The organism is Methylomagnum ishizawai, assembly GCF_019670005.1.
Lineage (GTDB): Bacteria > Pseudomonadota > Gammaproteobacteria > Methylococcales > Methylococcaceae > Methylomagnum > Methylomagnum ishizawai.
The window spans coordinates 1,499,328-1,524,704 of sequence record NZ_AP019783.1 but is presented as its reverse complement, the minus strand read 5'-3'; the positions used below and the strand labels follow the sequence as shown (position 1 = coordinate 1,524,704).

Below are 25,377 nucleotides of genomic sequence, written 5' to 3'. Positions count from 1 at the left end.
CTTACCGGGCGGCGGAATGGATTTTGGCTTTGGGTAGGAAAACATTCGCCATGGTATCCCAGGCGAAATCACGCAATAAGGCGGTCAAGCGGATTTCCATTTTGGAAAGGTTGAGATAATGGCGGAAGCGGGTTTTCAGGCTGATTCCCGATTGGCGTGGCTGATCCGGGTCGATTTCCCAAGGATGGAAATAGAAAATGCAGGATTCCCTATCGGTCCGGTTCACCCGCCGCATCGCCCAGCGCGATAGCGGATAGGGTAATAGCCTGAAATAACCACCCCCGCCACAAGGATAATTGTGCCGACCCAGTTTCACGGTAGTGACGGGCAATTCCAATAATCCACCGCTGGAATCGGTGGGATGGAAGGCGAACCTCGGGGCTTCGGGCATCCCATATAAATCATGCCGGACCGGGTAGATACTGGAACTATATTGGAAGCCCAGTTCTTCCAATATCGGAAACGCCCATAGATTTTTGGCCCCGATGGAATAACTGGCCGCACGATACCCCAAGACAGGCTGTCCAGAAATATCCTCCAATATGCATTTGGAAACCCGGACATCCTCCCGGAATTCCTCGGGCGTTTGCTCGGTCACCCGGACATGGCTGAGTCCATGGCACGCCAATTCATGGCCGTCCTCGACGATGCGCCGCACCAAACCCGGATAGCGCCGCGCCACCCAACCCAGGGTGAAAAACGTGGCTTTTATCCCATGCCCAGCGAACAAGGCCAATATCCTATCGGTATTCGATTCCACCCGGCAAGGCAAACGGTCCCAGGCTTGGCGTGGAATATAAGGCTCGAAGGCCGAAACCTGGAAGTAATCCTCCACATCCACCGTCATGGCATTGACCGGTTGATGATCGGAAGCCGTTCCCGCTGTTTTCGCTACCACACTGCTACCCCGGCAAAACAAATGGCATAGTATAAAAACGCCCCATTGGCATGGCTATTCTATCGGGGTATCCTGATAAACCTGGTCCATATCCAATTGCAATAAAATCGCCTTCCTCAGCAAAGCCCGCTCCTTATTCACGGTATTGCGTAGCCCCGCCACCGTGCGCTCCAATTGGGCCAAACGCTCCTCGATATTACCCGGCGGCGCTTCATATCTAGCGGCATCCGCATGGATATGTTCCATCGGTGTGGTTTCATCGGTTTCGGAAATCACCGAGGACCGGCTACGCACGGCGTCTTGTTCAATCTCGCCAACCACGGTTTTGACCGATGCCTCGTCCAATTCATGCAATTCTTCGAGATACCCATAGAGCATCAACCGATCACAGAGGGTATTGATTACCCTGGGCGTCCCCGAAGTATATTGATAAATCTCGCGGAAAGCCCCGTCGCTGATTTTGGGATCGTGATTCCAACCCGCGGTCGTCAAGCGGTGCAAGATATATTCTTTGGCTTCCTCTTCCTCCAGTGGCCGCAAATGGTAGATCGCGGTAATCCGCTGCCTGACCTGCTCCATTTTATTGCCTTTCAAGGTGGAGCGTAGTTCTTCCTGGCCCAGCATGAAAACTTGGAATATCGGCTTGCCGTCCATCTCGAAATTCAACAACATCCGCAATTCTTCCATGGATTGGAACGGCAGGTTTTGCGCCTCGTCCACCACCAATAATACCCGCTTGCCTTCCCGCGCCTTGAGCTTGAAAAAGTTTTCGAGGTTTTTCAGCAAAATCGCCTTGGCATCACCATCGTAGGATAAACCGAAGGTCGCCGCGACGATACGCAAAGTATCTTCCGCCCCGACTTGGGAAGTGACCATCAAACCGGCCACGACGCGCTTGTTGCTCAAGGTTTCGAACAGTTCTTTGACCAACATGGTCTTGCCCGTACCGGGAGCCCCGGTTACCACCACGAAACCCTCGCCCTGGGCCAAGCCATAACGCAAATAGGCCAAGGCGCGCCGATGCACCGCGCTGTTAAAGAAAAACTCGGGGTCCGGATTAAGTTGGAAGGGTTTTTTCTTCAGATTGTAGAAAGCGTCATACATGGCGGCTTAAAACCTTACGAACACATTGGCCATCACCCTGTCCTCGATATAACTATTGGCCTGGTTACTCGAAGTTTGCTCGGAATGCCAGTAATTCAAGCCTCCGCTCATCTCCTTGGCAAAGGTCCGATATATCCCCAAAGATACCATTGAGAAATCATTACTGCTTTTCAATTGAGATGAACTGGTGGCATCGGTGGATTGCCATGCGAACATCAATTGCGACGTGGTATTTTTCATGAAACGCCAACTCCAAGCGGCGGACAAGCCCAATAAATCTTGGCTACCCGAATATTGATAATCGATATTGGCTTGGTAGCCGGAAACATTGAGGGTGGTTTTGGAAAAGTGGATACCCACACCCACCTGACCTCTTTTCTGGGTAATGGCCTCGTTGGTGAGCGTGGGCTGGTTGATCGGTATGAATAATTGGCTGTTGGTGGAACCCGTCCCGCCGCCCTGGTCAAAAACCTGCTGGTTGGCCAATACGATCTGGGAGGTGGTGATATACTCGTTATACGAGGCCAGAAAATTCGTCAAGCGGGTGGCGTGGCAAAAAAAGGCATTCCAGGTGGTGCCGGCATTGAATCCACCCAATTGCCCCACCGATCCATTGCCCACCCCCCCGACATTGCTCACCCCCGACAAACTGCCGAATCCCCCCAAGCCTCCGGAACCGTAACCACCGAGGCCCGATCCGCCACCTACCCCGCTCAGGCTGCTCAAGCCACCCATGCTGCCCATACCCAGCGATCCATTCGCGTTGGTGCCGCAATTATTTCTGCTTCCACTGCTTATTCCAGCACCCGAAAATCCTGTCCCTCCCGTTTGGCCACTGCTACTGCCACCATAGCTATTATTACTATATCCTTGATAACCGCCTCCATAACCCCCATAACCCCCACCGCCATAGCCTCCATAACCACCACCCACATCGCTATCACGGAACGTGACATTGAAATAGGTCCGCTTGCTGGGCTGCCATAGGGCGGATATGAAGTAATTATTCGGCCCATATCCCGCCTGCAAAAACGTTTTACGGCTTGGCGACCAAATCAAGCCCGCGTTCCAATAGCCACCGTTGCGGGCACTGTTCACGCTCGAAGTATTGCCACCGAAGTTATTTTGAAAATTGCCGGCCTGGATGAAAGGCTCAAATTGCTCACTCCAGCGATAACGTATTTCCCCATTCAAGTTGCGATAGGCGTAGTTATTATTGCTGGAACTAGAATTTTCCAGGAAGCTATCTTGATTAATAAAATTCGCCCGCCACCCCAGGATATTGAACTCCTTGCCATTATATAAGTTCAAATATTCGCCCACCAAATTGGAGCCGCTACTCCCGCTCCCATTCACGCCGCCACCGGAAATACCCGACACATTCGAATACCTCACCCCCACCACGCCGTCGACGTATCCGCCGAAATGTGGCGTCCAGTAGGGGTTGACACTAAACGTCTTATATTCGCTAGAATTGCCCGGCCTGGATATATTGTCCAACTGATAACGTGGATTCAATAGAGAACTATTGTTATATTGACCAACCGTGCCATAAGCCGTTACGAACAATGATTTTTTAACCACCTCGCCATGGCTATTGAATTGCAAAAAATTACTGATCGTCGAATACGAGTCCTTCCCTTGATAAAACAGGTTCTGCATACTGTAATTCAAGTTGAGATTCCATTTTCCCTGGCGCTGGATCGAAATCCCCGGCCTGAGCAGGGTGGTGAAGGAATCCTGGTTTTTTTGCGACCCGGTCGCCGCATTGGAGAGATTGATATTACTCGAATAGATTTCGCTACCTTGCACATATAAGTTGTTGCGCCAGTATTCGGCAGCGGCGTTCCCGGGCACCAGGGCCGCTCCCACGGATACCAGCGCGGCCACGGTGGACGCCCGGCCCTCCGGCCAGGATTCACGGCAAGCATCCTTAGTCTTTCTGGTGTTGCCCATAAAACCCGTAACCGTAGCCGTAGCCGTAGAAATATCCGTAATAATTGAAACCAAAACCCTTCTTGGTCTTATTCAAAACGCAACCCACGACATCGCAACCTTCGAGCTTGGCGATAGACTCCTGCACCACATACTGGGGCGTGGAATCGGCCTCGATCACCAGAACGATTTGCCCCACCAACCGCGCCAATACCGCGCCCTGGGTCGCGGCCAACAGCGGCGGCGAATCGAAGATCACGACGCGGTCGGGATAGCGCTCGGATAACTCCCTGACCAGTTTCTTCATGGCATCGCTGGCCAGCAATTCGGTCGAATGGCGGTCCTGCTTGCCGGCCGGTAACAGGGTGAAATTGGGAATATCGGTTTTCACCGCGACATCGGAAAAACGCAGGCTCTTATCCTTGAGCAAATCGGTCAGGCCGGTCTCGACCGGGATGCCGAACAAACCGGCGATGGAGGGCTTGGCCACGTCGCCGTCGATCAGCAATACGTTCTTGTCGCGCTCCATCGCGATGCTGAGGGCCAGGTTCATGGCGGTGAAGGTTTTCCCCTCGCCCGGCACGCTGCTGGTCACCAGAATAAGATTGGCCCGCTCGATGCCGTTGTCCTCTTCCGGGAAGGCGTTCATCAGCAAAGGCCGCTTGATGACCCGGTATTCCTCGGCCAGGGCGGTGGTGGCCATTTCCGGCACCAGCATCCCGCGGGCCTTGAGGGAAACCCAATCCACCGGGTAGCTCTTGGAAACCTGGCGCGGCTCCGCCAGCGGGGCGATATCGGGGGTTTCGGACGGGACCGCCGCCCGCCGGGTTTCGGGCTGGACCTGGACCTCGGGTTCGGGCGGGGCTTGGAAAGGGTCCAGTTCCATCGCCTTGTTGATGGCTTTTTCGATCATGCTCACTGGGGCACGCTCCTGGCTTTAAATGAAGGGAGGCAGGTGGTAACCCTTGACCTCCAAGGTCAACACCCCCGCGAACACCACCAACAACACCGCGAAAGAAATCACGAAATTCACGAATTGCCGCCATTTGCGCCGCCTGACATCGGGTATCCAGTTCATGGACACGCTGCCCAGCACCGGCAGGTTGGTGACTTCCCTGAGTTTCTGGGTGCTGGCATAGGCGGGGCGCAGCAAGGCCAGGAAGATGGCCAGGGCCAAACCGCCGCCGACCCCCGCGAACAGCACCAGGGTCGATAATAGGATCCGGTTCGGCGCGGCGGGCTTGGTCGGCACCTGGGGTGGATCGACGATGCGGAATTTGACGCTGTCGGTATTCTGTTCGACGTTTTCCGACATGCGCGCGGTTTCGCGCCGGGTCAACAATTGGTTGTAGTTGGTTTTGACGGCCTCGTAGTCGCGGTTCAAACCCTGCAACTGGGTTTCCACCTTGAGGCGCTGGTCCATTTGCTGCTTGAGGTTCTCGATCTTGCTTTCGTAGTTCTTGACGCGGGAGGCCAGAGTGGCGACATTGGCCTCGGCTTCGCCCAGGGCCAGTTTCATCTGCTGATACACCGGATTTTCGGCCACGCCGGGCGGCGGTCCCCCGTCGGCGAGGCTTTCGGCCTGGGCCTTGGCCTTGGCCGCCTCTTCTTCCTTCTGGCGCTCCAAATCGGCCAGGGTCTTGCGGGCGGCGACCACGTCGGGGTGGCTCTTGGTGTACTTGAGCATCAGTTCGTCCAATTTGGACTGTAGGGTCTGGATACGCGCATCCAAGGGCGTGGCTTCGGCCTCCTGCGCCGGGGTCTCGACACCGCGCTCCGCCGCCGCGGCCTCTTCGTCCTCCAACTGCCTTTGCATTTCGTCGCGGCGGTCCATGGCCTCCTGCTGGGCCATCTTGGCCTCCTCCAACTGCTTGGCCAAGGCGGCTACCTGGTCGTACATATTGGCCCCTTCGCCCGGCAGCATCCCGTAATTGGCGCGTTTGAACTCCTCCCTGGCCTTTTCCGACACCTGGAGCCGGGTTTCGTATTCCTTGATCTGCTGGTCGAGGAACTTCTGGGCCGAGTTGGAATCCTCGCGGGATTCGCCCAGGGTTTGCTCGACGAAGATGGTCAAGAGGGCCTGCACCACCTTCTTGGCGACCTTGGGGTCGGGGTCCTGGAAGGCGATGGTGAACAAATCGCTCTCGCCGCCGCTGATCTTCATCGAATCCTGGAGGCGCTTGACCAGTTCCTCCATGGCGGTCTCGTTCTTGACCCCGAGATCGAGGTCGGTCATGCGGGCGACCTTCTCCAGGTTGGGGCGGCTGAACATCAGTTTCGCCATCAGGCGGATGCGGCCCGACACGTCCGGTTGGATGGCGAGGCCGGTGAGCAGGGGGCGCAGCACGGAGCGGGTATCGACATGGACGCGGGCCTCGGCCTCGTAGCGGTCCGGCATCTGCGAAACGAACACCCAGCCCAGGAGGCACACCAGCCAGGCCGTGACCGCCATGGTCCATTTGTAACGGGTCGCCCCCTGGGCGTGGTTCAGGAGATCGCCTATCAACTCATGCATGGAGCGTTCCTCGGACGGGGACTAGAAATAAGCTTCGGGGATGATGAGGACGTCGCCCGGCAGGACGTTGACGTTGGCGGAGATATCGCCGTTGTCGAGGAGGTCGTCCACCCGGACCCGGAATTGCTGTTGTACGCCGTTCACGGTACGGACGATGGTGGAGCGGTTGCCGGCGGCGTATTCGGTCATGCCCCCGACCAGGATCATCAGGTCGAGCAGGGACATGTTTTCCTTGTAGGGCACGGCCTGGGGCTTGGCGGCCTGGCCCACCACCCGCACCTGTTCGCTGTAGGGGCCGACGAAGCCGGAAACGATCACGCTGACCAGGGGATTGCGGATGTATTTGCCGAGTTCCCGCTCGATATCGCGGGCCAGTTGGAACGGGGTCTTGCCGGAAGCGGGCAATTCCTCGACCAGGGGGGCGCTGATCTTGCCATCCGGCCGGACCGGCACCGAGCGCGACACCTCGGGGTTGCCCCAGACGAACATCTCGATGTTATCGCCCGGCCCGATGATATAGGTATATTCGGTGGGCGGCTCCACATTGGGGGCCAGGGGAGCGGTTTCGCACCCGCCGAGTAAAAACAGGCAGACCACGAGGAAAACGTAGGTTCGGGGTCTTGTTAGCGGCATCGTTCACTCCCGTTTGGCTTGGATAATACGGCTGGCTCCGGGCACCCGCCACCCACGGCGGAGCGGGGCCGGTATGGATCGGCGGAATTCCCTATCAGAGATAAACAAGAGGCTCCCGCCCACGCGGGAAGAGAGGATGGCGGGCGATCACGGGTTATCGAAGCGGTCAGCCCAACCGGCGGCTTCCGCTGCGATTGCTGCGCGGATTCTGGCGAATACTTGCGGGACGACCACCCCCCTTGAACCGGCGATTCTAGCATAGCTCGCCCATTTCTCGATGATTACCCACCCGGACCGCCCCGCACAAACCCGCCGATACGCGCCAAACCCTCCGCCAGACGGGCCAGCGGGGCGGTATAACAAAGGCGGATGAAACCTTCGGGACGGTGTTTGCCGAAATCCAGGCCCGGCGTCAGCGCGACCCCGGTTTCCGCCAACAACGACCGGGCGAAGTCCTGGCTATCCCGCGAGAACGGGCCGCAATCGGCATAGATATAGAACGCGCCCTCGGGCCGGGCCGGTATCCCGAAACCCAGTTCCCGCAAACCCGCCCACAGGAAATCGCGCCGCTCCCGGAACAAGCCGCGCCTGCCTTCCAATTCCCGGATGTTTTCCTCGGCGAAAGCCGCCAGGGCCGCAATTTGGGACGGCGTGGCGGTGGAGATGAAAATATTTTGCGCCAAGCGCTCGGCGGCGGCGACAAAACCCTCCGGCACCACCACCCAGCCCACCCGCCAGCCGGTCATGCCGAAATATTTGGAAAAACTATTGACGACGAAAACCTCGTCGGAAAACTCCAGCGCCGTGGGGGAAGGCGCGCCATATTCCAGCCCATGGTAAATCTCGTCGGAAACCACGAAACCGCCGCGCTCCTGGACGAATCCGATCAACTCCCGCAATACCCCAGGCTCGATCAAGGTGCCGGTGGGATTGGCGGGCGAGGCGACCACCGCCCCGCGCATCCCGCCGCCCCAATGCCGGGCCACCCGTTCCCGGCTCAAATGGAAACGGTCGGCGGCATCGACCGGAACCAGGTGGGGCACGCCCTCGAACAAGCGGACGAAATTCGCGTAGCACGGATAGCCCGGATCGGCCAGGGCGACCCCGGCCCCCGGTTCCACCCACAAGCCCAGCGCCAGCAAAAATCCCCCCGAAGCCCCCGGCGTCACGAACACCCGCCGCGGTTCGACCCGCACCCCGTAGCGCCGTCCGTAATAGGCGGCGATAGCCTCGCGCAACTCGGGCAGGCCGGCGGCGGGGGTGTATTTCACCTCGCCATCGCGGATAGCCGCCAGGGCGGCTTCCACCACCCAGGGCGGGGTCGGGAAGTCCGGCTCGCCGATCTCCATATGGACCACGTCGCGGCCCTCGCGCTCCAGCGCCTGGGCGCGGGCCAGGATTTCCATCACATGGAAAGGGCGGATATCGGACATGCGGCGGGCGATCTGCATCGGCGGGGGATTCCTCGGCGAGTAAGTCGGTAAAAAGCGGGGCTTGCTATTGCCCCTTACCGTGTTTCCTGTTAGTAATATTCGGTTTTTTGAACCTGGTTTTAGGAGTTCAGTGGATGTCCAGCGCCAAAAAAACCGAAACCCAAGCGACGCCGTTCAGCTTCCAGCCCTACCCCCTGGTGGATGGCGAAGAATACATGAACGAACCGCAAGTCGAGCATTTCCGCCGCATTCTACAAAATTGGAAAAAAGAGCTGATGCGCGAGGTGGACCGCACCGTCTCCCACATGCAGGACGAAGCGGCCAACTTCCCCGACCCCAACGACCGCGCCACCCAGGAATCGGAGTTCAGCCTTGAGCTTAGAACCCGCGACCGCGAACGCAAGCTCATCAAGAAGATCGAGGAGTCGCTGGAAAACCTGGAACGCGGCGACTACGGCTATTGCGAAACCTGCGGCATCGAAATCGGCCTGCGCCGCCTCGAAGCCCGCCCCACCGCCACCCAATGCATCGATTGCAAAACCCTGGACGAACTCCGCGAAAAACAAATCGGCTAAACCTCCATCCCGGAATCGCGCGCCTTGCGGGAATCCTTCCCCTCCCCTCCCACCCGTTTTCCCGAGTACCGGGGCCGTTTCGCGCCCTCGCCCACCGGCCCCTTGCATCTCGGTTCGCTCTACACGGCCCTGGCCGGTTTCCTCCAAGCCCGTTCGCGTGGCGGGGCGTGGTTCCTGCGCATCGACGACCTCGACCCGCCCCGCACCGTGCCAGGCGCGGCGGACCGGATCCAGCGCGGCCTGGAGGCCCTGGGACTCCATTGGGATGGGAGCGTCCTGTATCAAAGCCAGCGCCTCGCCGCCTACGCCGCCGCCCTGGACCGGCTCCGGGAAGCGGGCTGGGTCTACGCCTGCGCCTGTTCCCGCAAGCAATTGGCGGCCCACGCGGCGGGAGTCTATCCCGGTTGGTGCCGGGCCAGGATCGGCCAGCCGCCGCCCGCCGCCCACGCCCTGCGGGTGCGGGTCCAGGGCGGAACCCTCGCCTTCGACGACACCCTGCAAGGCCGGATCGCCCAACACCTGGAAACCGAGGTCGGCGATTTCATCCTGTACCGGCGCGATGCGGTCTACGCCTACCCTCTCGCCACCGTCCTGGACGACGCCGCACAAGGCATCACCGAAGTCCTGCGCGGCATCGACCTGATGGATTCCACGCCCCGGCAAATCCATCTGGAACGGCTGCTGGGACTCCCGGCCAAGACCTACGCCCATGTTCCCGTCCTGGTGGACGCCCATACCGGCCAGAAACTCAGCAAGCAGAACCTCGCCCCCGCGGCCGACACCGCCGAACCCGGACGCCTGCTGTTCCACCTGCTCGGCCTGTTGAAGCAAGCGCCACCCGCCGAACTGGCCGGGGCGGCGGCGGCGGAAATCCTGGCCTGGGCGGTGGAAAACTGGGAAGTACGGCGGCTGGCGGGTATCGAAAGCATCGCGGTCGATGCGCGGCGGTTCCAGCCCTGACCCGCTTTCCCCTACAATCCCCGGCCCACCCCCATCCATCCGCGCCATGAAGGACTATCTGCTCATCCTGCTCGGCACCAGCCTCGTCAACAACTTCGTGCTGGTCAAATTCCTGGGATTATGCCCCTTCATGGGCGTGTCGAAAAAACAGGAAACCGCCCTGGGCATGGGCCTCGCCACCACCTTCGTGCTGACCTTATCGGCGGTCAGCAGTTATCTGGTCGATACCTATTTGCTGGAACCCTTGGGGTTGGATTATCTCCGCACCCTCGTCTTCATCGTGGTCATCGCCGTGGTGGTGCAATTCACCGAACAAGTGGTCCACAAGACCAGCCCGCTGCTGTATCAGGTCCTGGGGATTTTCCTGCCGCTCATCACCACCAATTGCGCGGTGCTGGGCGTGGCCCTGCTCAATGTCCAGCAGCGGCATGGCTTCGTCGAATCCTTCCTCTATGGCTTCGGCGCGGCCTTGGGTTTCACCCTGGTCCTGGTGCTGTTCGCCGCCGTGCGCGAACGGGTGGAAGTGGCCGACGTGCCGGAGCCATTCCGGGGCAGCGCCATCGCCCTGGTCACCGCCGGTTTGTTCTCGCTGGCCTTCATGGGCTTCGCGGGCTGGGTCAAGGGTTGAGGACGCGATGCTGGCCGTGCTCGCCATTTGCTTGTTGTTCGTCGGCTTCGGCCTGTTGCTGGGCTATTCGGCCCGGCGTTTCCGGGTCGAGGGCGACCCCTTGGTCGAAAAAATCGACGCCCTGTTGCCGCAAACCCAGTGCGGCCAATGCGGCTTTCCCGGCTGCCGTCCCTACGCCCTGGCCATCGCCCAGGGCGAAGCCGATATCAACCAATGCCCGCCCGGCGGCGAGGATGGGGTCCAAGCCCTGGCCGACCTCCTGGGGGTGGAACCCAAACCCCTGAGCGCCGCCCACGGCGTGGCGAAACCCAAGGCGGTCGCCGTCATCGACGAAAATATCTGCATCGGCTGCACCCTGTGCCTCCAAGCCTGCCCGGTCGATGCCATCCTGGGCGCGGCCAAATACCTGCATACGGTCATCGCCCAGGAATGCACCGGCTGCGAATTGTGCATCGCCCCCTGCCCGGTGGACTGCATCCACATGGTGCCGGTCCCCGCCACCCTCGCCACTTGGCAAGCCCCGCCGCCGCGATGAAACTTTGGAATTTCCACGGCGGCCTGCGCCTGGACGGGCACAAACAAGACTCCACCCAGTTGCCGCCGCGCACCGCCGCCCTGCCCGCCCGCTTGGTCTATCCCCTGCCCCAACGCGGCGGCGTGCTGGCCCAAGCCCAGGTTGCCATCGGCGAGCGGGTGCTGAAAAACCAAGTCATCGCCCGCGATCCCCTGGACCAGCAACCGCCGCTCCATGCCGCGAGTTCCGGTTTCGTGGTGGCGATAGAAGCGCTACCCCTGCCCCATCCTTCCGGTCTGTCCGACCTCTGCCTCGTGATCGAGACCGACGGCGCGGACGAGGCGCTCGCCTGTAGCGGCGTCGAGGATTTCCGCCAGCATCCGCCCGCAGCGCTACGGCGCTTGATCCACGAAGCCGGCATCGTGGGCCTGGGCGGCGCGGCTTTTCCCACCGCCCGCAAAATCGCGCCGGGTTCCCGCCCCATCGATACCCTGATCCTCAACGGGGCCGAGTGCGAGCCTTACATCACCTGCGACGACAGCTTGCTGCGCCACCACGCCGCCGCGGTCCTGGCCGGGGGCGCGATCCTGCGCCATATCCTGGGGGCCGGGCGGGTTTGGCTGGCGGTCGAGAACGAGCGGACCGAAGCCCTCGCCGCCCTCCGCTCGGCCCAGGCCGGGGGCACGGGGGATATCGAAATCGTGCCGGTGCCGACGCTCTATCCCACCGGCGGCGAGAAGCAATTGATCCAGGTGTTGACCGGGCGGGAAGTCCCAAACCATGGCCTGCCCGCCGACATCGGCGTGGCCTGCCTGAACGTGGGCACCGCCGCCGCCGTATACCGGGCCGTCGTACACGGCCAACCCTTGATCGAGCGCATCGTCACCGTGACCGGGCGGGGCGTCCGGGAACCCCGGAATTTCCTGGCGCGGATCGGCACGCCCATCGCCGATTTGATCGGACAAGCCGGTGGTTATACCGAAGCCGCCGAGCGTTTGATCCTGGGCGGGCCGATGATGGGCCACGCCCTGCCCCGCGACGACCTCCCCCTCGTCAAAGCGGCCAATTGCCTCCTGATCGCGGGCCGGGGCGAATTCCTGGCCGAAACCCGCGCCCTGCCCTGCATCCGCTGCGGTGCCTGCGCCGAGGTCTGCCCGATCCACCTGCTGCCGCAGCAGTTGTATTGGTACAGCCGCTCCGGGCAACTCGAACGCGCCGCCGACCACCAATTGTCCGCCTGCATCGAATGCGGTTGCTGCGATGTGGCCTGTCCCAGCCGGATTCCGCTGGTCCAGCATTTCCGCGCCGCCAAGGGACTAGCCGCCGCCAAGCAACGCGAGCGCGAACACGCCGACCACGCCCGCCAGCGCCACGAAGCCCGCGCGGCCCGCAAGGCGGAAGAGCAGCGGGAACGGGCGGCGGCGGCCCAGCGCCGCAAGGCCAATCTGGACAAGGCGGCGGCGGTCAAGGAAGCTTTGGCGCGGGCCAAGCAGAAGCGGGCCACCAAAGCACCAACGCCGTCGCCAGAACCCCATCCCGCCGATTCCGAAGCCTCCGAACCCTAAGCACCGCCCCATGCGTTTCGCCACCCCCCCATCGCCATATCTCGCCCCGGCCCGCCATACCCCCCGCATCATGGCCGAGGTGTCGCTGGCCTTGGTGCCGGGATTGGCCGCGCTGGTCGTCCAATTCGGCCCCGGCGTGTTGATCCAGTGCCTCGTCGCCCTGGTCGCCGCGCTCCTGGCCGAAGCCGCCGCCCTGCGCCTACGCGGACGGCCCAGCGCCGCGACGCTATGGGACGGTAGCGCGGCGCTGACGGCGGTTTTGCTGGCGGTATCCCTGCCGCCGCTCGCGCCGGTGTGGGTGGCGGGGTTCGGGGCGGTGTTCGCCATCCTGGTCGGTAAGCAGCTTTACGGCGGCCTGGGCCACAACCCGTTCAATCCGGCCATGGTGGGCTACGCGGTGCTGTTGGTCTCGTTCCCCAAGCCGATGACGGCGTGGCTAGCGCCCTTGGATTTGAGCGCCGCGCCGCTCGGTTTCGCCGAGACCTGGAACGCCATCTTCCAGCGGGAATTGCCGGAAGGCTTGGGCTTCGACGCCCTGACCCTGGCGACCCCGCTCGATAGCCTGAAAAACCCGTCGGCCTCCGCCGCCATTCCAAGCGTGGGCGCGGGCTGGGCCTGGGTCAATTCCGGCTTCCTGCTGGGTGGGTTGTGGCTACTGGGGAGGAAACTGATCGATTGGCGGATTCCCGTGGGTTTCCTGGGTGCCTTGTCCGCTTGCGCCTTGATGGCGTTCCTGTGGGATGCCGCCCACCCGCCGACGCCGCTGTTCCATCTATTCGGCGGGGCGACCATGCTCGGCGCCTTCTTCATCGCCACCGACCCCGTGACCGCCGCCACCACGCCCAAAGGCCGCTGGATCCACGGAGCCGGGTGCGGGGCGCTGGTGTTCGCGATCCGCGCCTATGGCGGCTATCCCGACGGCGTGGCCTTCGCGGTCCTGTTGATGAACCTCGCCGCGCCCACCCTCGACCACTACACCCGCCCCAGGGTCTACGGCACATGAACCTCCCGAAGCCGGTCCTCGCCGCCGCCTGGCTCGGGGTGTTCTCATTGTCCGGGCTGGGCCTCGTGGCCTGGGTCCACGACCACACCCAGGCCCGCATCGCCGCCAACGAACGCGCCGCCTTGTTGCAAGCCCTGGAAATCCTGGTGCCGCCCGCCAGTTTCGACAACGATATCCTGGCCGACAGCCTGAGCGTCGAGGATGCGGCGCTGGACCCCCGGCAAGCCGTGACCGTCTACCGCGCCCGCAAGCACGGCCAGCCGGTGGCGGCGGTGTTGTCGCCCACGGCACCGGATGGCTATAACGGCGCGATCAAGCTGCTGGTGGCGATCGGGGCCGATGGCGTGCTGGCGGGGGTGCGGGTCGTCGCCCACCGGGAAACGCCCGGTTTGGGCGATCCCATCGACGCCGACAAATCCGATTGGATACTCGGCTTCGCGGGCCGCTCGCTGAGCGACCCGCCGGAACCCCGCTGGCGGGTGAAACGCGACGGCGGCGATTTCGACCAATTCACCGGAGCCACGATCACGCCACGGGCCGTGGTGGGCGCGGTGCGGCGGAGCTTGGTATTCTTCGGGCGGAACCGGGCGCGGCTATTCGCGGAAACCCAGGGAGAATGACATGAACCGCTGGCACACCTACCGCGACATCCTCCAGCACGGCCTGTGGCGCAACAACCCAGCCCTGGTCGCCCTGCTCGGCCTATGCCCCTTGCTGGCGGTGAGCAATTCCGTGGTCAACAGCCTGGGGCTGGGACTTGCCACCACCGCCGCCCTGGTCCTGTCCAATACCGCGATTTCGCTGCTGCGCCGGTTCATCGCCCGCGAAATCCGCCTGCCGCTGTTCGTCCTCATCATCGCGTCCATCGTCACCGCCATCGATTTGGCGATGAACGCCTATTTCCACGGACTACACCAAATCCTCGGCATCTTCATCCCGCTGATCGTCACCAATTGCGCGATCATAGGCCGGGCCGAAGCCTACGCCTCCAAGCAGCCGGTGGACCGCGCCCTGCTGGACGGCTTGGCGATGGGGCTGGGTTTCACCTTGGCCCTGGTGGCGCTCGGGGCGGTGCGGGAAGTCGTCGGCACGGGCCGCTTGCTGAACCGGGCCGATCTGCTGTTCGGGGACGCGGCGCGGGACTGGACCGTGCCGGTGTTCGAGGATTACGGCGGTTGCCTGTTGGCGGTGCTGCCGCCCGGCGCGTTCATCGGTTTAGGACTGTTGGTCGCCGTGAAAAACCTAGTGGATGCCCGCGCCCGCCGCCGCCAAACCGCCGCCCAAACCGGCCCGCAATTCCAAATCACCCGCCCCCGCCCCGACGAAGCATGAACGCCGAACAACGCCTAGAAATCTTCCAGCGCCTCGCCGCCGCCATCCCCGAACCCACCACGGAACTGCGATATTCCACGCCGTTCGAGCTATTGATCGCGGTGGTGCTGTCGGCCCAGGCCACCGACAAAGGCGTCAACAAGGCCACGGCCCAGTTGTTCCCGGTCGCCAATACGCCCGCGGCCATCCTGGCATTGGGGGAAGAAGGTCTGCGCGAATACATCAAGACCATCGGCCTTTACAACAGCAAGGGCAGGAATATCATCGCCCTCTGCCGCCTCCTGCTGGAACAGCACGGCGGCGCGGTGCCGCGCACCCGCGAAGCGCTGGAAGCCCTCCCCGGCGTGGGACGCAAGACCGCCAATGTGATCCTCAACACCGCCTTCGGTGCCCATACCATCGCGGTCGATACCCATATCTTCCGGGTCGCCAACCGCACCGGGCTGGCCCCCGGCAAGAACGTCCTGCTAGTGGAGCGCGGTTTGGAACAAACCACGCCCACGGCCTTCCTCAAGGACGCCCACCATCTTTTGATCCTGCACGGGCGCTATACCTGCGTGGCCCGCAAGCCGAAATGCCCGCGATGCCCCATCGCCGACCTGTGCGAATACCCCGATAAAACCCCCGCCGCCCCGGATTAGGGCACCCAACACCCCGCCCCATCCGTGCCCACGTCCTCTGTGGGAATGCCGCCCCGGACGCCCCGGCGCGATGCCCCGACGAATAGCCGTGTTCAAAACCGGCCCGACACCCCGATAAAATACCGGACGGCCCGCCCTAACAGACCTAGATAAAAAAACAAACCCCGAGGAGACGCTATGATCCACCCCGCCAGCGAGGAGTATCTCAGAACCGACCGCACGCCCCTGTTCCTCGAACTCACCGAACTCCTGAAACCCATCGACAGCTTTTCCCGCCAGCCGATGTTTTATCTGCGGCGCCTGGCCTGGTATGTCACCGTCCATGTCGCCATGCTCTGCCTGCTGGCGGTGACGCCCAATCCCTGGCTCTGCCTGCTCTGGGTCAGCATCGACGCCGTGTACATGCTGCGGCTGGGCTTCATCGCCCACGACCTCGCCCATGGCGCGGTCTCCAACGACGCCCGCTACAAGCGCTATCTGGGCGAATTCGTGTGGGCCTTCCTGCTGGGTTTGAGCCAGGAATTCTGGGACCGCAAACACACCCTGCACCACCGCCTCACCAATGTCGCCCGCGACGGCGACGGCGACCCCGACATCGAAACCCCGCCCTTCATCCTGGGCGAACAGCAGAAACGGGTGGCCGACACCCCCCTACAGCGCGGCATCGCCAAGAGCCAGCACATCCTGTACTGGATGGCCTTGTCGCTGCTGGTGTTCGGCCTGGCCTACGAAAGCGTGGTGTTCCTGCTCAAGCGGGAATTCAAGGGCCGTCCGTTCCAGGTGCAAAGCAACCGGGCGCTGGTGCTGGGCCTGCTGGCGCTGGGCTATCTCGCCAATAATTTCACCCTGTTCCTGGCCCAGCCGGTGTGGATCGGCCTGTTGCTGCTGCTCTACAAATATCTCGCGGCGGGCTTCGTCATCGGCATCGTGTTCGCGCTGAACCATGTCGGCCTCCCCACCGTGTCGGGCGAGTTCCCGGTGGACCGGCTGACCCTGCAAACCTATACCTCGCGCAATGTCTCCGGGCCGTTCGGGCGCTGGTTCTGGGGTCTTCTGGCCTACCAGACCGAGCATCACCTGTGGCCGGGCATTTCCTGGCACAAGCTGCCGGAGGTGGCGGCCATCACCCGCGGCTTCTGCGAGCGCCACGGCATCATCTACAACGAGGAAACCCCGTTGCGCTGCCTGCTCGATTCCACCGAATCGCTCAAGCGGCTGGGCACGGAAGCCGAGTTCGTCCCCACCCCCCAACCTTGAGAAGAAGTAAAACCATGATCGGAGAATACCAAAGCTACCGGCTCGACCCGCGCAAAAACCCCGGCTTCCCCATCCTCGGCCTATTGAAGCTGGTCATGACCATGGCGTTCATCTACGCCTTGATCGTGCCCATCGCCCTGCTCGATGCCGTGGTGAGCCTATACCAATACCTGTGTTTCCCCATTTACGGGCTGACCCAGGTGGAGCGCCGGCGGTTCGTCAGTATCCCGCGCAAGGGCTATGAATCGCTGAACTTCATGGACCGGTTCAATTGCCACTATTGCAGCTACGCCAACGGCGTCCTGCGCTACGCCCAGAAGATCGCGGCGGAAACCGAGAAGATGTGGTGCCCGATCCGCCAGAAGCTGCGCAAGGACTATGCGGAACCCCAGCATCACCAGGGTTTCGCCGAGAGCGGGGAGAAGGAAGCGTTGTTGCAGTATTACGCCCGCTATGAATTGGTCCCGGTGGAAGCGGAACCGGCGGAAGGCGCGGCTTGTCCGGCGGAAACCGGCGGCTCCTGAGTCCGGCCCCGGAACCTGGGCCAAGAAAAAGCCGGGCGGGGATTTCCGTCCGGCTTTTTTGTGTGTGGGCAGCGGGTCCGTGCCGTGGATCAGCCCAAACCGCCGGCGCTGGCATCGGCGGGCAAATAATAAAACCCGATGCCCAGCATGATATAGACCGCCAGCAACATCAGCCCTTCCATCCAGGTCGAGCGTCCGTCGGTGACGATATTGCGGATCACCACCGTGGTCAGCACGATGGAAACGATCTCGAACGGCGTGAACAACAGGTTCATCTCCGTCCCCAGCAAGGGCGCGGCGAACACCAACAACGGCACCGCCAGCAGGATCATCTGGATGCTCGAACCCACCGAAGCCTCGATGGCGAGGTCCATCTTGTTGCTGCGGGCGAAGCGGGTGGCGCTGATGATCTCGCCGATGCCGCCCGCCCCGGCCAGCAGGATGATGCCGCTGAACACATCGGACAGCCCGAGTTGCTTGCTGGTGGGTTCCAGGGCGTCGGTCACCACCTCGCTCATCACCGCCAGGACCAGGGTGGCGGCGACCAGGATGGCGGTGGCCTTGCCCTGCGACCATTCCGGCGCGGCTTCGCCGTTTTCCTCCGGCACGGTCTGGGCCACCGCGCCGGCCGGTTCCTCGTCCTTCTTCTTGAACAGCAGGGTCGCCCCCAGGTTGACGGCGTAGATCAGCAACAGGATGGAGGAAATCTCCCAGCTCAATTCCTCCTCGGCCTTGGGCGAGGACAAATGGAACACGGCGGGAATCACCAGACCGAAGCTGCACAGGGTCAGCAAGCCGGCGTTGATCTGGATGGCCTCCTCGTCGAAGCGCTGGGTGCCGTGTTTCAGCCCGCCCAGCATCATGGCCAGCCCCAGCCCGAACAACAGTTCCACCAGGATCGAACCCGTGATCGAAGCCTTCACCACATCGCCCAGCCCGTTCTTGAGGGCGAACATGGCGATGATGATTTCCGGGGCGTTGTTGAGCGAAGCGTTCAACAGACCGCCGACGGTCGGACCCAGGGTGACGGCGAGGGCTTCGGTGGCCTCGGCCATGATCTCGGCCAGCGGGTAGATCGCGACCAGGGATACCAGGAACACCAGGATCGGGCTGGCGTCGGTCCAGCGCAACACCAGGGCGATGGGGATCGCCAACAATAGCCACATTTGCAGGGAAATACCTTTGGCCGCTGGTTCCGCGCCGCCGTGTATCGCTTCTTTGGATTCGCCCATGATGGTTCTCCGGGAGTTTTTAAAGGGAGTTGGAAAAGCCGGTTGAGATTGGGAAGGCAAGACGGGACGGCTTCGCGGGGACTGGACAGCCGGGCCGGGTGGCCCGGTGCCGGGAGCGAACGCCGCTATTCGACCGAGTATCCGCGCCCTTTCAAGCAGGCGCTATAGGCCCGGTTGAAATTGGCCATGGCCTGGGATTGGGCCTGGGCCTGCTGGGCCTGGGCTTGTTGTTGCTGTTGCTGCTGGCCGTGGCGGCGCATGGCCCCGCCCATGCCGCCCGCCACCGCGCCGATGGCCGCGCCCTTGCCGGCGTCGCCCGCGATGGCCCCGATGGCGGCCCCCGCCGCCGCGCCCTTGGCCCCGCCCCGCAGCAAGCCGCCCTGCGGGCTTTGGGCCTGGGCCGGGGCTTGCGCCGTGGCGGCGGGATTGACGCCGGTCTGTTGGGTGGCCCAGCCTTGGCATTCGGATTTGTCGGCGGCGGTCTGCGCGGCGCTCTGGCCCTTGGCCGGGTAGACGATGGGATCGGCCTGGACCGCCGCGGCCATGGAGCCAAGGGCCAACCAAGCCAGGATGCGCCGGACCGGGATGACTAAGAGATTCGCCATGGAAATTCCTCCTCTCGATGGTTTTGGTTTGGAAACAAGATGGGCCGGGCGCGGCCTGCCCGCCCGGCCCATGCCCTGGGATGCCCGCCGGCTCAGGGTTGGGGACCGCCTTCCAGTTGCTTGAGGATCGCGCCCTTCTCGCTGGCGAATTCGATCCGCTTGGCACCCGCCGGGGGTTTGAAAGCGAACGCGCCGGGGGCCAGCCTGGGCTTCAAATTCCAATCCGCGAACTCGACCTGGAACCTCGGGAAATTGGCCGCGTCGGTGTAGGTCGCCGCCAAGCGCAGGGGCAAGGGGTGTTTCCCGGTCTCGATCCAGATTTCCCAGTGGATGCCCGGCGCCATGAAGGCCAGATGCTGGCAGGGCAGCCCATCCACCGTGCTGGTGCCGACCACGAAGGCGCTTTGCAAGCCTTGGGTCATCGTGGCGTAGGGATCGCTGACCATCACATCGGACGAGGGGAAATAAACGCCGGATTGGTCCATCAGCATTTTCAGGGTGTCGTCGAGGGTGGCGGGCGCGGGCGCGGTGGCGTAGAGGTTCTTGTCGGGGTCGTAGGCCGCGACCTGCTTGCCGTCGTAGACGATCTGGAAGCTGGGGATATCGCCGCCGACCTTGGCCCGCAGTTTGTCGGGGCGCTCCAGGGCCACGTCGGCGCGGGAGAAGAAGGTCAGGTATTGCCCGGTCTTGCCCGGCACCTCCATGGTGCTGCGCGAGCTATAGGTATAGGACTTGGTGGAAGCCAGGGTTTGGCTCATTTGCTTGAGTAGGTCCAAGGCCCGTTGCTCTATCACCGGGGCGGGCCGGTTTTCGCCCGTGGCAGACGCGGGCGGCGCGGCGGAGGCCGGGGATGGCTGCGCCGGGGCGGCGGGTGGCTTGGGGCCGTGGGCGCAACCGAACAGGGTCAGCGCCAGGAAGCCGGACAGGAATAAGGCGCGGCGGGTGTGGTGTTCTCGCATGATCGATCCTCCATGAGTGGTGTTGTCATTCGGATTGGGCGGTTCAAGGGGCCATGACCACTTGATAGTAGACGCCGGAGCCGCCGAAATAAGGCTTATACCAGGTCGCGCCGCAATGGTAGTACTCGGCGCTGCCCACCATGGTGTTGACGCAACCGCCGGGCAGGCTGGTCACGCGGGTGCCGACCGGCATGGGTTCCGCCGATTGCTGCACCACCACGGTGGTGTTGGTGGAGGCTTGCTGCGACGACTTGGTCGCCGCCGCGCCCACCATGGCCCCGACCGCCAGTCCGGCGACGCCCGCCGCCACCGCCTCGCCATTGGAGTTGCAGCAACCGTAGCAACACCCCCCACCGCCATAGACCGCCACCGGCGGATGGTAATACGCCGGGGGCGGCGGCGCGGCGTAGACCGTGGTCGAGTGGTAATAGGCGGTTTCCGGCGGATGGTAGGCCGGCGGCGGCGGCGGCGGATAGCCCCGGTTCCAGGTCGCCGAATTGCCATAGGCCGTGGTGGCGGTGGCGGTGTTGTGGTTCCAGGAGGCCGAACCGCCATAGCGGTTTTCGGCGCTGCCGGTGCCCTGGTTCCAGGAGGCCGAACCGCCCTGCGCCGTGTTGACGCTGCCGGAATCGTGGCCGCTCCAGGACGCAGAGCCACCCCGCGCCGTGGTCGCCGTGCCGCCTTCGCCGCGGTCCCAGGAGGCGCTGCCGCCATAGGCACCGGTCGCGCTGCCGGAGCCCTGGTTCCAGGAGGCCGAACCGCCGTAGCGCCCTTCCGCCTGCCCCGAGCCATGGTTCCAGCTCGCCGCGCCCCGCTCCCCCACCGCCGCGCCCTCGCCGCCGCCGTGGTAGCCCACCCACGCCCCCGCCGGGGCGGACAGGGTCGCCGCCGCCAAGCCCAAGACCAGGCCGTATCTATATCCGCTCATATTGGCTTGCCTCCTAGGAAAAAATGATGACCGGGGCGCGGAAACCGCCGCCCCGCCGGCCGGGCTAATCGATCACCCGGGCCGTCTGCGAAAAGGCGTTGCAGGCGCTCTCGTCGCGGCACACGACCATATACACGGCCCGCTTGCCGCAACCGCTGACGCCGACGGTATATTCGGTCCAAGGCCCGGCCCAAGCCCCCGCGCCGCGCCAACCATAGCCGCCCTGGACACCCTGGACGACCTTCTGGCTCAGCACCCTGGACTGGACGCCGTCGCACCCCAACTCGAAACCGCCCCGCGCCTCGGCGGCGCTCAGGGCCGCCGAGGAATTCTGCGCCAGGAACTCGGTGTCGGTGACGCAACCGGCCAGCGCCAAGCCCAGGCCCGCCAGCGCCAACCACGCCGGGAAGCGCCCGGCCCGCCGTGCCCCGATCCGTTCGGTGTTTTCCATGATGATGCTCCCAAAGGGTAAACGGTACCTGGGCCCGGCCTAGCCTAGCCGGACCCAAACGCCGGGGAAAGGGGAATTACGGCGTGGCCGTGCCCGAGGTCCAGGCCGTCAGTTTCTCCGCCATTTTTTTCGACCATTCGGTGATGGCGTTCTCGGCGTCGCCCCATTGCCATTGGAAGCCGGTGGTGAAATTGCCGCCGCCGATCTGGCGGTCCACCCACGCGCCCAGCACTTCGCCGGACTGGGCGTCGCTCAGCTTGGCCCCGCCCTGCGCCCCGCCCACGAAGGGAAAGGAGCCGGTCGCCAAATACTTGAGGTTACTGATCATATGCGCCTGCGGGATGATCATAGACACGCTGCGGAGCCCTGGGGTCGCGGCCTCGGCGTCGGACAGGGCCACGTCCAGCTTCAACACGCCCGGCCCCGGCTTATCGACCACCTGGAGTTTCTTGCCCAATTCCTGCACCAGTTGCTGATGGAAGAAATCCACCAACATCTGCTGGTCGGACCCGGACACCTTGGTGATATCGCCACCCCACAGGCTCACGGGCGCGACCATGATCTTGTTGTACTGGGTCCATTTCGCCGTCGGATTGATATAGCGCAGCGACGCTTGGTCCTTGCCGCCGGGGGTGAGCTTGGTGCAGACGCTGCCCAGGAAGCCGCAGGCCAGGCCATCCTCTTTGAGCTTGGCCTGCTGGACCGTGGAGCAAGCGCTCAGGGCCAACAAGCCCAGTACCAGCAGAGGCGCGGCGGCGCGGGAACAGGTGCCATTCGGTGCGTGGGTCATGTGCTGTTTTCTCCAAAAATTAGGAAATCGAACTGTTTTTTTACTACCGTTTTGGGAAATCATGGGCGGCTTGGCCGGATCGGCCCCATCCTGGGTCGGGCGGCACGGAAACACCCGGTCCAAACCACCAGGGTCCATGGGGCAAAGTGTAAGCCGGGTTGGCCGCGCCCCAAGGACAGTGACATTCTAGTAGCCAGCCTAGGCCGTAGGGAATCACAGAATGCCCGGCGGTCGCCCTCCGCGCCGGGCGGGATGGATTGTGGGGTAGGGGCCAAAGACCTTGCATCTTTGTGCCAAAGATCGGGCTTACCTACAATACAAACCACCGAAGCTCAGGGCCGTCAAGTAGGTGGGGTTTCACGTTACGTGAAACCGGGGGCAATAAAAAAGCCCTACGATTTCTCGTAAGGCTTTCTTTTTATTGGTGGGCCGTCAAGGATTCGAACCTTGGACCGATGGATTAAGAGTCCACTGCTCTACCAGCTGAGCTAACGACCCGAAAACTTTACCCTTGGGAAGGGTGGGGTGACTGATGGGGCTCGAACCCACGACAACCGGAATCACAATCCGGGGCTCTACCAACTGAGCTACAGCCACCATGGAACTCTGTAGATGGCGCGCTTGGCAGGACTCGAACCTGCGACCCTCGGCTTAGAAGGCCGATGCTCTATCCGGCTGAGCTACAAGCGCTTGGTCGGGGTAGAGGGATTCGAACCCCCGACATTCTGCTCCCAAAGCAGACGCGCTACCAGACTGCGCTATACCCCGGACGATTACTCTTTCAGGTCGGTCACGAGGCGAACCATCAAGAGCGCGAATAATACCGATGTCGGATTAGTCCGTCAACGCTTGAAGTTGTTTTTTTCAGCCGCGGGCCGGGTCCGGGCCAAGCCCAGAACCGCCGCTTATCCCGCCTATCCAAGCCATAAACGGCCCTCGGCCCAACCCGCCCAGGGTGTATGATGCACACGCCGCCCACAAGCCAAAACACCCCCCGCCCCACCCGAAACACGCCCGTGAATAGCCACTCCGCCACCGACGACCTGCACCTGCTGACCCGCTTGTTGCCGAGCCACATTAAATCCGCCCTGGCCCGGCAAGAACCCGCCGAATTGTTGGAAATCATCCTCGACCTGGGCCGTCCACCCCAAGCCCGCTATGTCCATGCCGCCATCGATTTGTCCGGGCATCCGGTCAACCGCGAAGACCTGGGCGCGGTGGTCCGCGCCGTCGGCGAATTCGGGGCCGACAACCGCGCCGGCATCGAGGGCACCCTGCACCGGGTCTCGGCCATCCGCAACCGCCGGGGCGATATCATCGGCCTGACCCTGCGGGTGGGGCGGGCGGTGTCCGGCACCATCGATCTGATCCGCGATTTAATTGAGAGCGGCAAGAGCACCCTGCTGCTGGGCCGCCCCGGCGTCGGCAAGACCACCAAGCTGCGCGAGGTGGCGCGGGTCTTGGCCGACGACTTCGGCAAGCGCGTGGTCATCGTCGATACCTCCAACGAAATCGCGGGCGATGGCGATATTCCCCATCCGGCGGTGGGCGGGGCGCGGCGCATGATGGTGGCCGCGCCCGACCGCCAACACGCCGTCATGATCGAGGCCGTCGAGAACCATATGCCCGAGGTCATCGTGGTGGACGAGATCGGCACCCTGGGCGAGGCCATGGCCGCCCGCACCATCGCCGAGCGCGGCGTGCAATTGATCGGTACCGCCCACGGCAACACCCTGGACAACCTGGTGAGCAATCCCACCCTGAGCGACCTGGTCGGCGGCGTGCAGACGGTGATCCTGGGCGACGACGAGGCCCGGCTGCGCGGCACCCAGAAGACCATCAGCGAGCGCAAGGCCGCGCCCACCTTCGACGCCGTGGTCGAAATCGTCAGCCGTGGGGAAGTCATCGTCCATCCCGACGCCGCCCGCGCCGTGGATAACCTGCTGCGCGGCCACCCGGCGCGGGGCGTGCGCCGCTTCCTATCCGATTCCGACGAGGAAGACGGGGACAGCGCCGCCGAACCCTGGCCCGCGGACACCGGACCGGAACCCCGCGCCTTCCCGGCCCAAGGCGACAGGCCGGTGCGCGTCTACGCCTACGCCCTCAGCCGCGACTCGGTGGACCGGGCGATCCGCGACCTGCGGCTCCAGGCCCGCACGGTGAAATTCCCCGACCAAGCCGAGTTGGTATTGACGCTGAGGGCGCGGGAAGACGATCCCAAGTTGTCGCGCTTGGTGGACCGCTCGCGGGTGGGCGTGCATGGGGTGAAGAAAAACACCACGGCCCAGATCCGCTCGCTGCTGGCCAGCCTGTTCAACATCGCGCATGGGCAGGACCAAGCCGAGGTGGACGACATGGTGCGGGAAACCGAGCGGGCGGTGCGGGAAGTGAAGGCGGGCGGGGTCAAGGCCGAACTCGATCCCCGGCCTTCCACGCTACGGCGTATCCAGCACCGCATCGTCACCCGCCATGGCCTGGTGGCCGAGAGCGTCGGCGTGGAGCCGGAACGCCGCTTGGTGATCTATCCGGTATGAGCTTGCGGACTCAACCCGGCGGATCGGCTTCGCCGCGTTGGCGCTGGTATTGATCGTAGGTTTCGGTTTGCAAGCAGTCCTGCTTGCGGGCCACGGGGCTGTCCAGGCAATTTTGTTGCTGGATCGCCGCGGCGGTGCCGTAGGCGAGGCGGTCCAGGTGGTCGAGGCCGCAGCCCGCGACGGGGCCGAGCAACACAGCCAGGCCGGTGACACGGATCATATTCATGGTCGGAAGGTCGGAATGGGGAAAGCCCCGACTATGCCCGAACCGGGCCGGGCGCTCAAGCCGGCCCGACCGACGACCTGGGTCCGGGCCGTTTGGTTTGGGTTAACATCTTCCGCTCCATCCGTGACCGCCACT

Annotated in this window: 26 protein-coding genes and 4 tRNA genes; 12 read left to right on the top strand and 18 right to left on the bottom strand. The window is 63.2% G+C overall.

The window, feature by feature from the left end; genetic code table 11:
* Nucleotide 1: 1 nt before the first annotated feature.
* The 7 genes from K5658_RS07070 to K5658_RS07040 form a co-directional block, all read right to left on the bottom strand.
* Nucleotides 2-898, bottom strand: coding sequence for an XrtA system polysaccharide deacetylase (locus K5658_RS07070; protein ID WP_246628587.1), 897 nt, complete (start codon nucleotides 896-898; stop codon nucleotides 2-4).
* 54 nt (nucleotides 899-952) lie between these two features.
* Nucleotides 953-2,002: an XrtA/PEP-CTERM system-associated ATPase gene (locus K5658_RS07065; protein WP_221066245.1), complete on the bottom strand. Its 1,050-nt coding sequence runs from the start codon at nucleotides 2,000-2,002 to the stop codon at nucleotides 953-955.
* A gap of 6 nt (nucleotides 2,003-2,008) precedes the next feature.
* Nucleotides 2,009-3,958 carry a porin family protein gene (locus tag K5658_RS07060; RefSeq protein WP_221066244.1) on the bottom strand — a complete coding sequence of 650 codons (1,950 nt, stop codon included), beginning with the start codon at nucleotides 3,956-3,958 and terminating at the stop codon, nucleotides 2,009-2,011.
* Nucleotides 3,936-4,850 carry an XrtA-associated tyrosine autokinase gene (locus tag K5658_RS07055; protein WP_221066923.1) on the bottom strand — a complete coding sequence of 305 codons (915 nt, stop codon included), beginning with the start codon at nucleotides 4,848-4,850 and terminating at the stop codon, nucleotides 3,936-3,938. Before K5658_RS07055 ends, K5658_RS07060 begins: the two co-directional genes overlap by 23 nt.
* Nucleotides 4,851-4,874: 24 nt before the next feature.
* Nucleotides 4,875-6,452: an XrtA system polysaccharide chain length determinant gene (locus K5658_RS07050; protein ID WP_221066243.1), complete on the bottom strand. Its 1,578-nt coding sequence runs from the start codon at nucleotides 6,450-6,452 to the stop codon at nucleotides 4,875-4,877.
* Nucleotides 6,453-6,473: 21 nt separating this feature from the next.
* Nucleotides 6,474-7,085 (bottom strand): XrtA/PEP-CTERM system exopolysaccharide export protein, encoded by a 612-nt coding sequence (locus K5658_RS07045; RefSeq protein ID WP_221066242.1) that lies wholly within the window; start codon nucleotides 7,083-7,085, stop codon nucleotides 6,474-6,476.
* A 281-nt stretch (nucleotides 7,086-7,366) separates the two neighbouring features.
* Nucleotides 7,367-8,536 (bottom strand): aminotransferase class I/II-fold pyridoxal phosphate-dependent enzyme, encoded by a 1,170-nt coding sequence (locus tag K5658_RS07040; RefSeq protein WP_221066241.1) that lies wholly within the window; start codon nucleotides 8,534-8,536, stop codon nucleotides 7,367-7,369.
* Nucleotides 8,537-8,652: 116 nt separating this feature from the next.
* Between K5658_RS07040 and dksA the strand changes: the two genes are divergently transcribed.
* The 11 genes from dksA (at nucleotide 8,653) to K5658_RS06985 (ending at nucleotide 17,517) form a co-directional block, all read left to right on the top strand.
* Complete coding sequence (dksA, locus tag K5658_RS07035; protein WP_221066240.1) at nucleotides 8,653-9,093, top strand: RNA polymerase-binding protein DksA; 441 nt, start codon at nucleotides 8,653-8,655, stop codon at nucleotides 9,091-9,093.
* Nucleotides 9,094-9,117: 24 nt separating this feature from the next.
* Entirely contained in the window at nucleotides 9,118-10,053 is a 936-nt protein-coding gene (gluQRS, locus tag K5658_RS07030) for a tRNA glutamyl-Q(34) synthetase GluQRS (RefSeq protein ID WP_221066239.1), read from the top strand.
* Between the two features lie 46 nt (nucleotides 10,054-10,099).
* Nucleotides 10,100-10,681, top strand: a complete 582-nt coding sequence (rsxA, locus tag K5658_RS07025; RefSeq protein WP_221066238.1) for an electron transport complex subunit RsxA — start codon at nucleotides 10,100-10,102, stop codon at nucleotides 10,679-10,681.
* 7 nt (nucleotides 10,682-10,688) lie between these two features.
* Complete coding sequence (rsxB, locus tag K5658_RS07020) at nucleotides 10,689-11,216, top strand: electron transport complex subunit RsxB (RefSeq protein ID WP_221066237.1); 528 nt, start codon at nucleotides 10,689-10,691, stop codon at nucleotides 11,214-11,216.
* Nucleotides 11,213-12,760 (top strand): electron transport complex subunit RsxC, encoded by a 1,548-nt coding sequence (rsxC, locus tag K5658_RS07015; protein WP_221066236.1) that lies wholly within the window; start codon nucleotides 11,213-11,215, stop codon nucleotides 12,758-12,760. The genes rsxB and rsxC overlap by 4 nt, the downstream gene beginning before the upstream one ends.
* Nucleotides 12,761-12,770: 10 nt before the next feature.
* A complete protein-coding gene (locus tag K5658_RS07010; RefSeq protein WP_221066235.1) occupies nucleotides 12,771-13,763 on the top strand; it encodes an RnfABCDGE type electron transport complex subunit D in 993 nt (330 codons plus the stop codon).
* Nucleotides 13,760-14,383 (top strand): electron transport complex subunit RsxG, encoded by a 624-nt coding sequence (gene rsxG, locus K5658_RS07005; protein ID WP_221066234.1) that lies wholly within the window; start codon nucleotides 13,760-13,762, stop codon nucleotides 14,381-14,383. The genes K5658_RS07010 and rsxG overlap by 4 nt, the downstream gene beginning before the upstream one ends.
* Nucleotide 14,384: 1 nt before the next feature.
* A complete protein-coding gene (locus K5658_RS07000) occupies nucleotides 14,385-15,095 on the top strand; it encodes an electron transport complex subunit E (protein WP_221066233.1) in 711 nt (236 codons plus the stop codon).
* Nucleotides 15,092-15,736, top strand: a complete 645-nt coding sequence (nth, locus tag K5658_RS06995) for an endonuclease III (protein WP_221066232.1) — start codon at nucleotides 15,092-15,094, stop codon at nucleotides 15,734-15,736. The genes K5658_RS07000 and nth overlap by 4 nt, the downstream gene beginning before the upstream one ends.
* A 177-nt stretch (nucleotides 15,737-15,913) precedes the next feature.
* Nucleotides 15,914-16,993, top strand: a complete 1,080-nt coding sequence (locus K5658_RS06990) for a fatty acid desaturase family protein (protein WP_221066231.1) — start codon at nucleotides 15,914-15,916, stop codon at nucleotides 16,991-16,993.
* A gap of 14 nt (nucleotides 16,994-17,007) precedes the next feature.
* Nucleotides 17,008-17,517, top strand: a complete 510-nt coding sequence (locus K5658_RS06985; RefSeq protein ID WP_221066230.1) for a hypothetical protein — start codon at nucleotides 17,008-17,010, stop codon at nucleotides 17,515-17,517.
* 89 nt (nucleotides 17,518-17,606) lie between these two features.
* On the opposite strand, the gene cax is transcribed toward K5658_RS06985, so the two are convergent.
* The 10 genes from cax to K5658_RS06935 form a co-directional block, all read right to left on the bottom strand.
* A complete protein-coding gene (gene cax, locus K5658_RS06980; protein WP_221066229.1) occupies nucleotides 17,607-18,749 on the bottom strand; it encodes a calcium/proton exchanger in 1,143 nt (380 codons plus the stop codon).
* 125 nt (nucleotides 18,750-18,874) lie between these two features.
* Nucleotides 18,875-19,354 carry a glycine zipper domain-containing protein gene (locus K5658_RS06975; RefSeq protein WP_221066228.1) on the bottom strand — a complete coding sequence of 160 codons (480 nt, stop codon included), beginning with the start codon at nucleotides 19,352-19,354 and terminating at the stop codon, nucleotides 18,875-18,877.
* 92 nt (nucleotides 19,355-19,446) lie between these two features.
* Nucleotides 19,447-20,313 (bottom strand): DUF2092 domain-containing protein, encoded by an 867-nt coding sequence (locus K5658_RS06970; RefSeq protein WP_221066227.1) that lies wholly within the window; start codon nucleotides 20,311-20,313, stop codon nucleotides 19,447-19,449.
* 43 nt (nucleotides 20,314-20,356) lie between these two features.
* Nucleotides 20,357-21,241: a hypothetical protein gene (locus K5658_RS06965; protein WP_221066226.1), complete on the bottom strand. Its 885-nt coding sequence runs from the start codon at nucleotides 21,239-21,241 to the stop codon at nucleotides 20,357-20,359.
* Between the two features lie 64 nt (nucleotides 21,242-21,305).
* Nucleotides 21,306-21,692: a hypothetical protein gene (locus K5658_RS06960; protein WP_221066225.1), complete on the bottom strand. Its 387-nt coding sequence runs from the start codon at nucleotides 21,690-21,692 to the stop codon at nucleotides 21,306-21,308.
* 76 nt (nucleotides 21,693-21,768) lie between these two features.
* Nucleotides 21,769-22,482, bottom strand: coding sequence for a DUF3313 domain-containing protein (locus K5658_RS06955; RefSeq protein WP_221066224.1), 714 nt, complete (start codon nucleotides 22,480-22,482; stop codon nucleotides 21,769-21,771).
* Nucleotides 22,483-22,904: 422 nt separating this feature from the next.
* Nucleotides 22,905-22,980, bottom strand: a tRNA-Lys gene (locus K5658_RS06950).
* 23 nt (nucleotides 22,981-23,003) lie between these two features.
* A tRNA-His gene (locus K5658_RS06945) sits at nucleotides 23,004-23,079 on the bottom strand.
* Nucleotides 23,080-23,095: 16 nt separating this feature from the next.
* Nucleotides 23,096-23,172 (bottom strand) — tRNA-Arg (locus K5658_RS06940).
* Nucleotide 23,173: 1 nt separating this feature from the next.
* A tRNA-Pro gene (locus K5658_RS06935) sits at nucleotides 23,174-23,250 on the bottom strand.
* Nucleotides 23,251-23,498: 248 nt separating this feature from the next.
* Here K5658_RS06935 and K5658_RS06930 point away from each other — a divergent pair.
* A complete protein-coding gene (locus K5658_RS06930; RefSeq protein WP_221066223.1) occupies nucleotides 23,499-25,016 on the top strand; it encodes a R3H domain-containing nucleic acid-binding protein in 1,518 nt (505 codons plus the stop codon).
* Nucleotides 25,017-25,026: 10 nt separating this feature from the next.
* Here K5658_RS06930 and K5658_RS06925 read toward each other — a convergent pair whose 3' ends face one another.
* The gene (locus K5658_RS06925; RefSeq protein WP_221066222.1) at nucleotides 25,027-25,242 is read right to left on the bottom strand and encodes a hypothetical protein; all 216 of its coding nucleotides are present in this window, start codon (nucleotides 25,240-25,242) and stop codon (nucleotides 25,027-25,029) included.
* Nucleotides 25,243-25,377 lie beyond the last annotated feature (135 nt).

Excerpts from the sequence above, each read along its gene's own strand:
- K5658_RS07065 (WP_221066245.1), bottom strand. The coding sequence starts at position 2,002 with ATGTATGACGCTTTCTACAATCTGAAGAAAAAACCCTTCCAACTTAAT.
- K5658_RS07060 (WP_221066244.1), bottom strand. The coding sequence starts at position 3,958 with ATGGGCAACACCAGAAAGACTAAGGATGCTTGCCGTGAATCCTGGCCG.
- K5658_RS07055 (WP_221066923.1), bottom strand. The coding sequence starts at position 4,850 with ATGATCGAAAAAGCCATCAACAAGGCGATGGAACTGGACCCTTTCCAA.
- K5658_RS07050 (WP_221066243.1), bottom strand. The coding sequence starts at position 6,452 with ATGCATGAGTTGATAGGCGATCTCCTGAACCACGCCCAGGGGGCGACC.
- K5658_RS07045 (WP_221066242.1), bottom strand. The coding sequence starts at position 7,085 with ATGCCGCTAACAAGACCCCGAACCTACGTTTTCCTCGTGGTCTGCCTG.
- K5658_RS07040 (WP_221066241.1), bottom strand. The coding sequence starts at position 8,536 with ATGCAGATCGCCCGCCGCATGTCCGATATCCGCCCTTTCCATGTGATG.
- dksA (WP_221066240.1), top strand. The coding sequence starts at position 8,653 with ATGTCCAGCGCCAAAAAAACCGAAACCCAAGCGACGCCGTTCAGCTTC.
- rsxA (WP_221066238.1), top strand. The coding sequence starts at position 10,100 with ATGAAGGACTATCTGCTCATCCTGCTCGGCACCAGCCTCGTCAACAAC.
- rsxB (WP_221066237.1), top strand. The coding sequence starts at position 10,689 with ATGCTGGCCGTGCTCGCCATTTGCTTGTTGTTCGTCGGCTTCGGCCTG.
- rsxC (WP_221066236.1), top strand. The coding sequence starts at position 11,213 with ATGAAACTTTGGAATTTCCACGGCGGCCTGCGCCTGGACGGGCACAAA.
- K5658_RS07010 (WP_221066235.1), top strand. The coding sequence starts at position 12,771 with ATGCGTTTCGCCACCCCCCCATCGCCATATCTCGCCCCGGCCCGCCAT.
- rsxG (WP_221066234.1), top strand. The coding sequence starts at position 13,760 with ATGAACCTCCCGAAGCCGGTCCTCGCCGCCGCCTGGCTCGGGGTGTTC.
- K5658_RS07000 (WP_221066233.1), top strand. The coding sequence starts at position 14,385 with ATGAACCGCTGGCACACCTACCGCGACATCCTCCAGCACGGCCTGTGG.
- nth (WP_221066232.1), top strand. The coding sequence starts at position 15,092 with ATGAACGCCGAACAACGCCTAGAAATCTTCCAGCGCCTCGCCGCCGCC.
- K5658_RS06990 (WP_221066231.1), top strand. The coding sequence starts at position 15,914 with ATGATCCACCCCGCCAGCGAGGAGTATCTCAGAACCGACCGCACGCCC.
- K5658_RS06985 (WP_221066230.1), top strand. The coding sequence starts at position 17,008 with ATGATCGGAGAATACCAAAGCTACCGGCTCGACCCGCGCAAAAACCCC.
- cax (WP_221066229.1), bottom strand. The coding sequence starts at position 18,749 with ATGGGCGAATCCAAAGAAGCGATACACGGCGGCGCGGAACCAGCGGCC.
- K5658_RS06975 (WP_221066228.1), bottom strand. The coding sequence starts at position 19,354 with ATGGCGAATCTCTTAGTCATCCCGGTCCGGCGCATCCTGGCTTGGTTG.
- K5658_RS06970 (WP_221066227.1), bottom strand. The coding sequence starts at position 20,313 with ATGCGAGAACACCACACCCGCCGCGCCTTATTCCTGTCCGGCTTCCTG.
- K5658_RS06965 (WP_221066226.1), bottom strand. The coding sequence starts at position 21,241 with ATGAGCGGATATAGATACGGCCTGGTCTTGGGCTTGGCGGCGGCGACC.
- K5658_RS06960 (WP_221066225.1), bottom strand. The coding sequence starts at position 21,692 with ATGGAAAACACCGAACGGATCGGGGCACGGCGGGCCGGGCGCTTCCCG.
- K5658_RS06955 (WP_221066224.1), bottom strand. The coding sequence starts at position 22,482 with ATGACCCACGCACCGAATGGCACCTGTTCCCGCGCCGCCGCGCCTCTG.
- K5658_RS06925 (WP_221066222.1), bottom strand. The coding sequence starts at position 25,242 with ATGAATATGATCCGTGTCACCGGCCTGGCTGTGTTGCTCGGCCCCGTC.